General features: G+C 50.4%; 18 protein-coding genes and 4 tRNA genes. 7 read left to right on the forward strand and 15 right to left on the reverse strand.

What is annotated here, in order from left to right; genetic code table 11:
- The 5 genes from argC to KKD83_10165 all read right to left on the reverse strand — a co-directional run.
- A partial coding sequence (gene argC / locus KKD83_10145; GenBank protein MBU2536507.1) for an N-acetyl-gamma-glutamyl-phosphate reductase occupies positions 1 to 210 on the reverse strand: 210 nt, incomplete at its 3' end.
- Complete coding sequence (locus KKD83_10150; GenBank protein ID MBU2536508.1) at positions 207 to 668, reverse strand: L-2-amino-thiazoline-4-carboxylic acid hydrolase; 462 nt, start codon at positions 666 to 668, stop codon at positions 207 to 209. The genes argC and KKD83_10150, both read right to left, overlap by 4 nt.
- Positions 669 to 714: 46 nt before the next feature.
- A tRNA-Gln gene (locus tag KKD83_10155) sits at positions 715 to 788 on the reverse strand.
- Between the two features lie 35 nt (positions 789 to 823).
- Positions 824 to 911: transfer RNA gene (locus KKD83_10160), tRNA-Leu, on the reverse strand.
- Positions 912 to 923: 12 nt separating this feature from the next.
- Positions 924 to 999 (reverse strand) — tRNA-Phe (locus KKD83_10165).
- Positions 1,000 to 1,073: 74 nt separating this feature from the next.
- Between KKD83_10165 and KKD83_10170 the strand changes: the two genes are divergently transcribed.
- Complete coding sequence (locus tag KKD83_10170) at positions 1,074 to 1,970, forward strand: hypothetical protein (protein ID MBU2536509.1); 897 nt, start codon at positions 1,074 to 1,076, stop codon at positions 1,968 to 1,970.
- Positions 1,971 to 1,988: 18 nt separating this feature from the next.
- On the opposite strand, the gene panC is transcribed toward KKD83_10170, so the two are convergent.
- The gene (gene panC, locus KKD83_10175; GenBank protein ID MBU2536510.1) at positions 1,989 to 2,822 is read right to left on the reverse strand and encodes a pantoate--beta-alanine ligase; all 834 of its coding nucleotides are present in this window, start codon (positions 2,820 to 2,822) and stop codon (positions 1,989 to 1,991) included.
- 360 nt (positions 2,823 to 3,182) lie between these two features.
- Here panC and hisA point away from each other — a divergent pair, with 360 nt between their 5' ends.
- Positions 3,183 to 3,905, forward strand: coding sequence for a 1-(5-phosphoribosyl)-5-[(5-phosphoribosylamino)methylideneamino]imidazole-4-carboxamide isomerase (gene hisA / locus KKD83_10180; protein MBU2536511.1), 723 nt, complete (start codon positions 3,183 to 3,185; stop codon positions 3,903 to 3,905).
- 6 nt (positions 3,906 to 3,911) lie between these two features.
- Entirely contained in the window at positions 3,912 to 4,268 is a 357-nt protein-coding gene (gene hisI / locus KKD83_10185) for a phosphoribosyl-AMP cyclohydrolase (GenBank protein MBU2536512.1), read from the forward strand.
- Here hisI and KKD83_10190 read toward each other — a convergent pair.
- The 5 genes from KKD83_10190 to coaE form a co-directional block, all read right to left on the reverse strand.
- Positions 4,253 to 5,143, reverse strand: a complete 891-nt coding sequence (locus KKD83_10190; GenBank protein MBU2536513.1) for a DUF1385 domain-containing protein — start codon at positions 5,141 to 5,143, stop codon at positions 4,253 to 4,255. The two genes, hisI and KKD83_10190, sit on opposite strands and share 16 nt — an antisense overlap.
- A gap of 71 nt (positions 5,144 to 5,214) precedes the next feature.
- Positions 5,215 to 5,421, reverse strand: a complete 207-nt coding sequence (gene rpmE, locus KKD83_10195; GenBank protein MBU2536514.1) for a 50S ribosomal protein L31 — start codon at positions 5,419 to 5,421, stop codon at positions 5,215 to 5,217.
- Between the two features lie 5 nt (positions 5,422 to 5,426).
- Positions 5,427 to 5,681, reverse strand: coding sequence for a 50S ribosomal protein L27 (gene rpmA, locus KKD83_10200; protein ID MBU2536515.1), 255 nt, complete (start codon positions 5,679 to 5,681; stop codon positions 5,427 to 5,429).
- Positions 5,671 to 6,054 (reverse strand): 50S ribosomal protein L21, encoded by a 384-nt coding sequence (gene rplU / locus KKD83_10205; protein ID MBU2536516.1) that lies wholly within the window; start codon positions 6,052 to 6,054, stop codon positions 5,671 to 5,673. The genes rpmA and rplU overlap by 11 nt, the downstream gene beginning before the upstream one ends.
- Before the next feature lie 55 nt (positions 6,055 to 6,109).
- Positions 6,110 to 6,709 (reverse strand): dephospho-CoA kinase, encoded by a 600-nt coding sequence (gene coaE / locus KKD83_10210; protein ID MBU2536517.1) that lies wholly within the window; start codon positions 6,707 to 6,709, stop codon positions 6,110 to 6,112.
- A gap of 166 nt (positions 6,710 to 6,875) precedes the next feature.
- On the opposite strand from coaE, the gene KKD83_10215 reads away from it, so the two are divergent.
- The gene (locus KKD83_10215; GenBank protein MBU2536518.1) at positions 6,876 to 7,853 is read left to right on the forward strand and encodes a D-glycerate dehydrogenase; all 978 of its coding nucleotides are present in this window, start codon (positions 6,876 to 6,878) and stop codon (positions 7,851 to 7,853) included.
- Between the two features lie 9 nt (positions 7,854 to 7,862).
- On the opposite strand, the gene KKD83_10220 is transcribed toward KKD83_10215, so the two are convergent.
- From KKD83_10220 to KKD83_10235, 4 genes are all read right to left on the reverse strand, one after another.
- Positions 7,863 to 8,240 (reverse strand): protease inhibitor I42 family protein, encoded by a 378-nt coding sequence (locus KKD83_10220; GenBank protein MBU2536519.1) that lies wholly within the window; start codon positions 8,238 to 8,240, stop codon positions 7,863 to 7,865.
- 117 nt (positions 8,241 to 8,357) lie between these two features.
- A complete protein-coding gene (locus KKD83_10225) occupies positions 8,358 to 9,071 on the reverse strand; it encodes a hypothetical protein (GenBank protein MBU2536520.1) in 714 nt (237 codons plus the stop codon).
- Between the two features lies 1 nt (position 9,072).
- Entirely contained in the window at positions 9,073 to 9,495 is a 423-nt protein-coding gene (locus tag KKD83_10230) for a hypothetical protein (protein MBU2536521.1), read from the reverse strand.
- A 124-nt stretch (positions 9,496 to 9,619) separates the two neighbouring features.
- A tRNA-Val gene (locus KKD83_10235) sits at positions 9,620 to 9,695 on the reverse strand.
- Between the two features lie 412 nt (positions 9,696 to 10,107).
- Between KKD83_10235 and KKD83_10240 the strand changes: the two genes are divergently transcribed.
- The 3 genes from KKD83_10240 to KKD83_10250 all read left to right on the forward strand — a co-directional run bounded on the left by KKD83_10240 (position 10,108) and on the right by KKD83_10250 (position 11,323).
- Entirely contained in the window at positions 10,108 to 10,311 is a 204-nt protein-coding gene (locus KKD83_10240; GenBank protein ID MBU2536522.1) for a hypothetical protein, read from the forward strand.
- Positions 10,312 to 10,489: 178 nt separating this feature from the next.
- Positions 10,490 to 10,771, forward strand: a complete 282-nt coding sequence (locus tag KKD83_10245; protein MBU2536523.1) for a hypothetical protein — start codon at positions 10,490 to 10,492, stop codon at positions 10,769 to 10,771.
- A gap of 108 nt (positions 10,772 to 10,879) precedes the next feature.
- Positions 10,880 to 11,323, forward strand: coding sequence for an AbiV family abortive infection protein (locus KKD83_10250; protein ID MBU2536524.1), 444 nt, complete (start codon positions 10,880 to 10,882; stop codon positions 11,321 to 11,323).
- The last annotated feature ends 16 nt before the right edge of the window (positions 11,324 to 11,339 follow it).

Here is an 11,339-nt window from a genome sequence, read left to right on the forward strand (position 1 = left end):
CGAGAAGGCAACGTCAACCTTGCCGAGCGCCTCTGTCACGGTGAGTCCGAGGCTGGCGAGATGGGGAAAGACCGCCCCCAGCTTTTGCCCCGCCGCGCTGCGCCCGGTGACCGAGGCTACCTCGACCTCAGGGTGCCCGTGGAGAAGTCGCGCCAACTCGATGCCGGCGTAGCCGGTAACGTTGATGATGCCTGCCTTTGTCTTGCTCATTTTTCCATAATCCAGGAGTGGTTGCAGATTTCAGCACCGTAGGCGAGCTCTTTGTCTCTCACCAGCTTTAACTTCGGGTGCATCAGGGCAGCCGCACCGTAATCGGAATCGCAGTACTTCTGGCAAATCTCGGGGACGCCCATCTCCTTGCAGACGTCATACTGCGGGCACCGGGTGAACTCGATGCTCAGGCGCTCCGGGGTTGCCTCAACGACCCTGAGCTCCGACCTGACTTTTTCCTGCGCTTTGAACCACTCCCCCATGGTCCTGATTATATCCTCCGGGGGGATGCCGGCAAGTCGGCCTTTCCAGTTGTCGGCGCCGTACTTTATCCATGCCCTCTCGATTATCTCCAGGGCCTTCTCCTTGCCCAGCTCATCCATAAATTCCTTGGCGAAGTAGATGGCCAGTCTGAGTTGCTCTTTCACCAGCTTCACTCTTTCTTCGTAGTCGGCCAATGTCTTCTCCTTTCTCAATCCGTTGAGCCGGGAAGCTTCAAAATCTTGGCTGCCGAGCCAGGATTCGAACCTGGGCTAGAGGATCCAAAGTCCCCTGTGCTACCGCTACACAACTCGGCAGTTCTGGCGGTGGGACGCTTCGGTTTTTCGCTCCCTGGTGCCGAAGGTCGGACTCGAACCGACACGGAGGTTACCCTCCAACAGTTTTTGAGACTGCCGCGTCTGCCATTCCGCCACTTCGGCGTTATAGACTGCTGGTGCCGAGGCCCAGAATCGAACTGGGGACACGCGGATTTTCAGTCCGCTGCTCTACCAGCTGAGCTACCTCGGCACAAGATTTATTGTAAGGGGAAAACGAGAGGGGTGTCAAGGAATGAAAAAAAATACTCATAGTTACGTCATATATTGACAAAAACGATTTATTTACATAAAGTAACAGATATGGAATCGTGGCAAATTGAACTATTAAAAATCGGTGTAGCTGCAATAGCATCTTTCTTCGTCGGGTGGGGTAGTCACTGGTTTCGTTCGCGCGCACATAAAGAAGAAAGAGCCGCCGACTTTGACGATTATCTTAAAAAGCGTGAGATTGAGAAAGTACCAGAGAAGCAATATTTACAAGAAATAAAAGAAATAACAAACATTCTCTTAACACATAAAGAACATGGCATAACACCCGAAGAATGTTTAAAATTTAAAGATAAAATGCTTCATCAGATATCTGAACCCAAATCCGAAATCATAATTAACGGAGAATTAGTAAGGAGTAAAGAGGAATTTCTTCGGCGTGCTAACGGCTATCGACATAGGGCGTATATTTTGCTACTTATGACAATGTCTTTCCAAACTGCTATGCGTGAACATCGAGTATTTGAACCGTCTGATTTTGCAGAAGGTAATACTATGGACGAAAAAATCCCAAATATGATAAAGATGGTTTTAGACAACGGTCTAGAGACAGTTATTCCAATTAGAATAATTGACGAAAAGAGCGGAGAAACGAGGTCAGTCATAACACCAGAAATTATAGAAGGGCTTAATCAAATAAATTCGTTACTAGACTTATGTAAAAGAATAGAAAACAACGAAACCGAACTTCCATCGCGCCTTGATATTGATAACTTGTTTGATAAGATTGGAGATGCGCTAACTACTCTTGCGGCAGGTCTAGAGGTAGTCGGTGCTCATTCCATTTTATATGAATACAGGATGACAAGTGCTATTAAGGAGCTAGAGAAAGAGATAGAGCAAGCTGAAATCGAGCAAAGACCTATTCGTTTACCGCCATCAAGCTCTGATTAATACTGACGACCTAAAAACCTATCCCACCACCACATTATCAATCAGCCTTGTTTTACCTATCTTCGCCGCCAGCGAGACCAGTGCGGGCGTCCTGACCTCTTCCATCTCCTCCAACGTCTCCGGGTCGGCGATGCTCACGTAATCAATGGTGGCTAAAGGCTCTTGCTGGATAAGCTCGCGCATCTGCCTTCTAATGCTTTCTGCGTCTTTTTCCCCTTTTCCCCAAAGTTCCTGGGCCAGCCACAGCGCGCGGTGGAGGACGGGGGCGGCCTTGCGTTCCTCGGGGTTCAGGCCAACGTTCCGACTGCTTATCGCCAGGCCGTCGGATTCGCGCACCGTGGGCAGGGTAACTATCTCGATGTCCAGATTAAGCTCCTGCACCATCTTTTTAATCACCAGCGCCTGCTGCGCGTCCTTCTGCCCGAAGTAAGAAACGTTCGGCTGTATGATGTTGAACAGTTTATTCACCACCGTGGCCACCCCGCGGAAGTGGCCGGGCCGGGAAGCGCCCTCAAGTCGTTCGGTGACCCCTTCCACGTCCACCCAGCTGTTGAAACCGGGCGGATACATCTCTTCTACCGATGGCGCAAAGACAACGTCGACCTTTTCCTTCTCCAGCAGAGAAAGGTCGCGGGGGAGGTCGCGGGGATAAGCGTTAAAATCCTCGGTGGGGCCGAACTGGGCGGGGTTGACAAAGATACTCACCACCACTGATGCATTCTCGGCGCGGGCCTTTCGCACCAGGCTCAAATGACCCTCGTGGAAGAAGCCCATCGTGGCCACGAAGCCCACCGGCTCTTCAAGCTGTTTTCTTATCCGCCTCATCGCGGCGATAGTTTCAATGACCTGCATAGTATGGTTTCTCCTGTCAAATAAAAAAGCCCTCTCCACGATACTCGAAGAAGACTTTCTTAATGTATTTTTCATCTCTGCCGTCTCGGTCATCTTCGATCCAAGCGACCATTGTTTATCAATGCTTTCCGGCGCTCACCGCCCGATGGGTCGATGGCGAAACTCATGGTTAACAAGGTGATTGTATAATTCAACCGTTGTTTTGTCAAATGGGAAGTTTAAGAGGGGCGAAGCCCTTTTTTTCTAAATCTTCCTTCCCAATGGGAAGGACAAAGGGGGTGAGGTCTATAAAAACAGGAAAAATTGTCTTCGTGGCCGTGTTTCACGTATAATGGGGGGAAAATGGGAGGTGGCCGGGCCATAGAAATCATTCCTGCAGTGGACATCAAAGGCGGACGGTGCGTGCGTCTGTACCAGGGCGACTATGAGCAGGAGACGGTATTCTCAGATGACCCTCTTGAAGTGGCCCTGAAGTGGCAGGCAAAGGGAGCACCGAGGCTGCACATCGTTGACCTGGATGGTGCGGTGGCGGGCGAGTTGCGCAACCGGGACATTATCAGGGAGATATCCAGAGCCATTCTCATTCCGGTGCAGCTTGGCGGCGGCATTCGTCATCTGGAAACCATCGAGACATTGCTGAAAGAGGGCGCGGAGCGCGTGGTGCTGGGCACGGCGGCGGTGGAAAATGCCGAGCTCGTTGCCGAGGCCTGCCGCAAGTTCCGCGATTCGATTGTGGTGAGTGTGGACGCAAACGAGGGGCAGGTGGCCATCCATGGCTGGCACCAAACGACGGAACTGAATGCGCTTGCCTTTATCAAAGCCATGATAAAACTCGGTGTGAGGCGATTTATCTACACCGATATCAGCCGCGATGGCACGCTTACCGAGCCCAATTTTAACGCCATTTCCGAAGTCATTGATGCCACGAGGGCGCCGGTGATTGCGGCCGGCGGCATAGCTTCGCTCAACCACCTGAAAATGCTCAAGAAGCTCGGGGCGGAGGGGGCCATTGTGGGCAAGGCCCTGTATACCGGCGATATCGACCTGAAAAAGGCCATCGCCGACATCAGCCAGATAGGGTAGGACGAAATGGAATCGATTGATAATTTGAAATTCAACGAGCAAGGGCTCATCCCGGCGATTGCCCAGGAGGAGGATACCGGCGAGGTATTGATGCTGGGCTACATGAACGAGGAAGCCCTGCGACGGACCCTTGCCAGCGGTGAAGTCTGGTTTTACAGTCGCAGCCGCCAGGAGCTGTGGCATAAAGGTGCGACTTCCGGCAATCGAATCCTGGTGCGTTCGGTGTGGACTGACTGCGATGGTGACACTATTCTGGTGAGGGCCAAGCCACTCGGCCCCGTGTGTCATACCGGCAGCAGGACCTGCTTCTTCCAGCAGCTAAACGAAGACGGTACGATTGTTACACCTCAAGATGAGGGTTGAGGCATCTCCTCAGCGTCTATCTCCAGAGCCTTCTTCAGGGCAGCAAGCGCCACCTCTATCTGGTCGTCTTCCGGTTCTTTAGTCGTCATTCCCTGCAGCCAGAGTCCTGGGAGCAACACTGCTTTGACCAGCGGATTATTAGTATGTCTGGCGCCAAAGTGGATGAACTCGTAGCCGAGGGCGGCAATCACTGGAATGAGCAGGATACGGGACAGCACCATCAGCCACAGCGCCGGCCGGCCGACCAGCGCGAAAACCACGATGGCAATCACCAGCACCACGAAGAGAAAGCTGGTGCCGCAGCGTACGTGGGCTTTGTCATGTGTTTTTACGGTTTCAACTTCCAACGATGCCCCATGTTCATAGGCATTCACCGCCTTGTGCTCGGCGCCGTGATAGGTGAAGATGCGCCTGATATCTGGAAGCAGGCCAACCAGTTTCAGATAAGCGATGAAGATGACCAGCCTGATGGCGCCTTCAATCAGGTGAAAGACCAGAGACGAGCTGATGTACGGATTGAACAGCCTGGTGAGAAAAAGTGGAATTATGAGAAACAGGACGACAGCCAGCAAGACCGCGGTGGCTATCATCAGCCAGACTGCTTTGCCGGTGATTTCCTCTTCCTCCTCTTCCAGCGATACATTCGCCGAATAGAGAAGGCTGCTTATACCCAGCACCATCGCCTCAATGATGACGACGACTCCCCGCAGCAATGGCGTTTTTCGTATCCAGCCCGTATATATCGAGGAAAGAGGTCGGCTGTTGGTAATTACCTCGCTGTTGGGGCGCCGCACGGCAGTGACCACCGCCTTTTGGCCTCGTATCATCACCCCTTCGATTACCGCCTGACCCCCGTAATGGAACTTCGCCTTCATCAATGTTCTCCGATAATGAAAAAGGAGCGGTGCTGATAATCCCGCTCCCCATTTTCAATCAGCGTGCTGATTTAGTCTTTCACCTTGTAGCGCTTCTTGAAACGTTCCACCCGGCCGGTGGCATCAAGGACACGCCTTTCTCCGGTATAAAACGGGTGGCACTGGCTGCACACCTCAACCTTCAGCTCCTTTCTGGTGGAGCCGGTGGTAAAAGTATTGCCACAGGAACAGACAACCCTGGCATCATTGAAATATTTGGGATGAATCTTATCTTTCACGGCTGCTAGCTGGCGTAAACGCTGACCTTTCTTCGATTATTCCTGACCGGCTCAAAGCTGACCATCCCGTTAATGAGAGCAAAGAGGGTATGGTCCCGGCCAACCCCGACGTTGTTACCGGGGAATATGCGAGTACCTCTCTGCCTGACCAGAATGGTACCGGCGTTAACTGTTTGCCCGGCAAACCGCTTCACGCCGAGTCGTTTTGGTTGGCTGTCCCGCCCGTTTCGACTGGAACCGCCTCCTTTTTTATGCGCCATCTTTGGTCACTCCTTTTCTGCGGCGGCGTGGTTTTTTCACCGGCTCTTCCGGAGGTGCCCCGGGGCCGACTATTCTGTCGATGACCAGTCTGGTATGAAATTGCCGGTGCCCTGTCTTTATGCTGTAGCGAACCTTCGGTTTATATCGAAAGACAACGACCTTATCGCCCTTTCCCTCTCCCTGCGAGGTGGCAATTACCTTGGCTCCCTCAACCGTTGGTGTGCCCAGCGTTACTTTGGCATCATCGGCGATACACAGGACTTTATCCAGTTCCACGCTGCTTCCTTCAGCCACGCCCAGCCGTTCAACCTCGATTGTCTGGCCCGGAGACACTTTATATTGTTTGCCGCCGGTTTCAACTATTGCGTAAATGGTAAACCTCCAAACACAAAAACCAAATCATTATACCAGTTGCCATGCTCAAGTGTCAAATACGAGAACGCAGTTCAAGCCATAGCTCTACGACTCTGTCCTTGAGTTCGTCAAGGGTGCAGTCGGTATAGATGACTACGTCTGCCTGGCTGGTTCTTTCTTCGTCGGTCAACTGAGCACGGATGCGGGCCAGCGATTGGTCTTCAGGCATTCCCTTTTGCTCTCTGAGCCGCCTGATTATCGTTGCTTGCGGGGCACTCGCCACCCATACCTCATCGACCATAGGTTTCCATCTCGCCTCCAGAAGCAGCGGTGCTTCGATTACGACTATATCAGCACTGCCCCTTTCATATTCTTCAATCATGGCTTTTACCCGCTCCAGTATTCGGGGATGCATTATATGGTTCAGCCGGGCTCTGGCATCAGGGTTGCGGAAAACGATCTTACCCAGCTTTCGGCGGTCGATGGTCCCATCAGTGCTGATAATTCCCTGGCCGAAAGTACCAACCACTTTCTGCCAGGCTTCGGTACCGGGCTTAGAGACCTCATGTCCCACTTTATCGGCATCAATTATCACCGCCCCCAGCTCGCCCAGGAACTGTGATATGGTGCTCTTGCCGCTGCCAAAGCCGCCGGTCAGACCAATGATTTTCATTTCATCACCATTTACTTCAAGCCCAAATTAGTCTACTTTTCCCCTGTGTATTAGTCAAGCAATCGCACTTGTGCCTGCTGGACAACCTAAACGACTTTCAGATATGATAAAGAACACCTGAAACGCATTGCTGTTACTGGAATTATACCAGCCAGGGAGGGTACAGATGGTCAAGGTCTTTGTTACCAGAACGGTGGCTCAGGAAGCCATTGAAATGCTCTCAAAATATGCCCAGGTTGATGCCTGGGTAGAAGAGGAGCCGATACCGCGCGGGGAATTTCTCAGGCGCATCGCCGATGTTGATGGCATCCTGCAGTGGGGAGGTGACTCGATTGACGGCGAAGCCATGGACGCGGCTCCAAAACTTAAAGTTATCGCCAACGTGAGTGTGGGGTACGATAATATAGACGTTGACGCGGCCACGAAAAGGGGAATCAGAGTCAGCAATACCCCGGGCGTGGTCACGGAAAGCACTGCCGACCTTGCCTTTGCCCTCCTGCTGGCCATATCCCGTCGCCTCATCGGGATGACCAAAGTTGTTATCAACGGTGAATGGCGCAACTTCGGTCCCATGGAGATGCTGGGATACGATGTGTATGGTAAAACGCTGGGCATCATCGGCATGGGGCGGATTGGCGCCGCGGTGGCACGGCGGGCAAAGGGCTTCGATATGAAAGTGCTCTACCATAACCGGCATCGACGCCCGGATGAAGCTGAGCTCGGGGCGGAATACGTCGAGGATATACCGGCGCTGCTCAAGGAGTCTGACTTCGTCAGCATTCACGCGCCGTTGAACAAGGAGACCCGGCATTTAATCGGCGCCAGGGAGTTGTCCTGCATGAAACCAACGGCCATGCTGGTCAATACCGCCAGAGGCGCGATAGTTGACCAGGGAGCACTTTATGAAGCCTTAAAACGAAAGCAAATACTGGGTGCCGCTCTGGATGTCACCGAGCCTGAACCAATGTCGCCGGATGACCCGCTGTTGAAGCTGGACAATGTCATCGTCCTGCCACATGTCGGTACCCAGACCTTGGACACCGGGGTAAACATGAGCGTCATGGGGGCACAGAACCTTATCGCTGGCCTCAGAGGTGAGGCTATGCCGAACTGCGTGAACTGCCACCTTATCGATAAAAAATAGCACTGCTGTTTATCTGATTTCCACGAGAAACACCTTCTGGTCCCAGCTGTGTTTTACATCGGGGCCCCTGAGGTTTAACTGAACTTCAGTGGTGCCCTCCTTCAAAGCCCGGCAGCGAAAGTGCTGCTCCAGAATGGTCTTTTCCTCACCCTGTATTTCTACTTTGTTGCTTTCAACGGTTGATGAAATCAGTTCCAGCATGCTTTCGTCTACAATGGCGGTCCACATGTAGCCGGTGGGCGGGCTTGTTTCAGTGGCAATAATAAATTCCTGGTTTACCTTTACAGCGATAACTTCACCCGGTTCCCGGTAGATATCCGGCTCCCCGGAACAACCCGCAAGCAATAAAATGCTGACAATTGATGCTGATACTAAAAGAAATCTCATTGAACCATATACTCGCTGAAACAGGAAATGGGCGGTACTGTACGATAGACAAAACCAGAACCTTTGAACTGGCGTTTAGCCTTAGTTAACCATTTACAGCCGTCAGATTAATGAACGTCACATAAGTGTGTAAACAAAGGAACTTTCAAGCTCCTGCATCCAATTTGATTGGGGCGTTCCCAGAATTCGTAATGGGAAACAATAGAACTGCTGTCTCGGGCGCTGCCAGTCGGATCCATAGAGAACAAACAACAAACCAGTGGGAAGTGAAAGCCTCTGTTGACCTACATCATTGCGAAGCTCACTAAGTGCATGTTCAGATTCAATGTCTTTTTCATCATCGTTCCAGACGGCGATGATTGATTCCCTATTACCTAGTTGCTTAAATTTCTCAGCTATTCGGCTTATGATCTTCTTGATATCTCGTTCTGGATCCCCGTATGGCTCCAATAGAAATGTATCATCTAAGAACTCTTTATCAGAGAGGGAGTTTTTTGGTGGATCTGGGTCAACTTGCCGAAAGCGTTTTACCTCAACAACTGCACTATGGCCGTCTCTTGATATTCCCAAATCGGGGCCTTCCTCCCCTAAAGGTTCTAGTTGAACTTGGAATCCAATGCGAGTAAAGACCAGAGCATACCTAATTTCGGCGAGGTAGTCATATAGTTGCTCCCTGTCCGGTACATTAGCAATTCGTTTGAATTTTAGACTTGCGCCTGGCATTTGCCAAACCTGCTCAAGACGGCTTTGCCAGAGCTGCATTTCATTTTTCTCCAGTAAAAGGGATAACTTCTGATTAGCTTTCTTCAGTAGCTTACCGGCTTCGCTCAATTCAGGGATTTATCTTCCTTTCTAATTTCTCTAGACGGTCAAGTAAATGCAAGCTACTAGTTGACGAATTGGGTATCTTCCAGAAACCAGAATCGAACCACTTCATACAAACTTCGTATGCCCGCTTATAGTTTTTTTGCTTGGAGTATAAAATTGCCAATCGCTCATAACAGTATGGCATAATAGAACTATTGGAAATTGCAGTTTCTAGTATTCGAATTTCTTCTTCTGTTCCCTCGCGTTCTTTGTTTTCCATTGCCTCTCCGTAGAGACTGTCGAAAGGGTCTCCACTTTGATAGTACTCTGGGAAAAGTTCTCGAATTATCGCTACTGTTTCAGTATAATTTTGGTTGCAAAGATTTAGGTATTCACGCTTGCGGTCTTGCTTCATGAGTTCAATCATTTTTGTTCTGAGTGTGCTCATTTATTTAGCGATATCCCTCTAATCATGTAATCAACTTATTATACCTGAATAGCTCGGATGTGGTCAAGGGAAAATAGAGAGGATAGTTCTGCGTATTGTACAGTACCAACCCTTTTTTTAGGCATGGTGGGCGGTACAGGACTTGAACCTGTGACCTCCTGCGTGTGAAGCAGGCGCTCTAACCACTGAGCTAACCGCCCGAAATCGTGCCTAACTTGTCCGCAAACCCCGACGAAAACCCACCAAAGCAAGAGGTCTTTTCCGTCACCTTCCGCTTGAAAATCCAGCCCCTCTCGCTTCGCTCTTGCTGATAATTATATATGATTGGCGCTTCAACGGTCAAACGGCAAGCCGGATCCTAACATACTTTACCCCTTGAGGATGACCGGCCAAAATGCTCTTTTCAGAAAAGATGTGAGAATGCCAGGTAATAGACGTGAACCGACGAGAGTACTTCAACTTATGTAGACCAGGAATTGGTGTTCAGATTGTCGTTCAATCGTTCAGTCGTTCAGTCATTCAGGTGGTCAGTCTTTGCCCCGGGATCTGACGGCGGAGACCGTAGGTAGTATTACCTAAATGATTGGGGAGACGCTGTTCCAAGGAACTATATTGGTACGAGTGATAGGCGGTGCCTGCGGGGGGTGGGGGAGGGCAGTCGGAAGAGTGAATATGGTGGAAAATCATATCGCGTATCTCGGGCTGAGGAGAGGCAGGGAAAATTCCAAGAGTAATATCCATGAACAGAAGCTTGGCCCATTCAGCGGCGTAAAGATCCGCCAGTCTGAGTACGTCACTGACTATATTTTCGGGTAAGCACTTCTTGAGACAAAAGTGATGAGGGTAACCTACCAGCGTTCGCAGTGTAGCCTGTTCAGGTGCGTTCCCTACCGTGGTCGATATCCCCCTTATCAGGCAGATCACATTTCGATGGTTTGTTCAACAAACAGTCGTGGTAAAATATAACCGAAATCACTTTGTAAGGAGGACTACAGTGGCTGAGAATGTAGAAGTCATCTTCCAGACCCTCAGAGGCGATCTCGTTACCCTCAATAGACTAGTGCGCATACTCGCAGAGAAGCTTCCTGAAGAAGATGCAAGGGTTATGGCAAAGGATTACACAGCTGATGAGGCAGTAAAAGAGGCTATCAACTACGGAGGATATTTGGCTCAGCATCTCAAGGAAGCTTGTGGAGCTCTAAAGGGTGGGGAGAAACCGACCTCGATTTCTCTTCAAGTTGGCGGTGTGGTCGTCACCTGGGATATTTCTTCATAACCTAGCGAGGTTCAAATAAATTCGGCAATGTTAGACCAAGCTTAACACTCTATATTGAGCGCTAGCATAGTCGGGAGCGATGGCTGGGAAACATGATGGAGGCACAATATGATACCATCACAACAGCTCCTAGAGGGAATTCGACTTTGCACAAACAATGTTGAGCAGCTACTAAAAGACGCAAGCATGCTTTTTGAAGCAGGGTCATACGGACACGCTCAAGCATTGGCTATCTTAGCCATGGAGGAATATGCAAAAAAGATTGTTCTGGTTGCTAGGAAAACCCACCCTCACAGGTTTGAGGAAGAAATGAAAAGGGCATTCTGGGATCATAATCTAAAACTGCAACTGGCCCTAGATAGGCTGATTAGAGAGTTTCCGGATGCTCCTGCCGATGAGCAAGTAGCAAGCGCAATAGTAGACTTAGCGAGCAGGCTCTCTTCTTTGAAGCAGGTGAGCCTCTATGTCGACTATGACAAGGACTTGGGATGGTTTGACCCCAACAAACGTGATTACAAGAATGTGGCGGCAATCCAGATACGTTTGGAGTGAACCCCTGAAGCTGGAC

It is taken from the genome of Chloroflexota bacterium (assembly GCA_018829775.1).
GTDB lineage: Bacteria > Chloroflexota > Dehalococcoidia > Dehalococcoidales > RBG-16-60-22 > E44-bin89.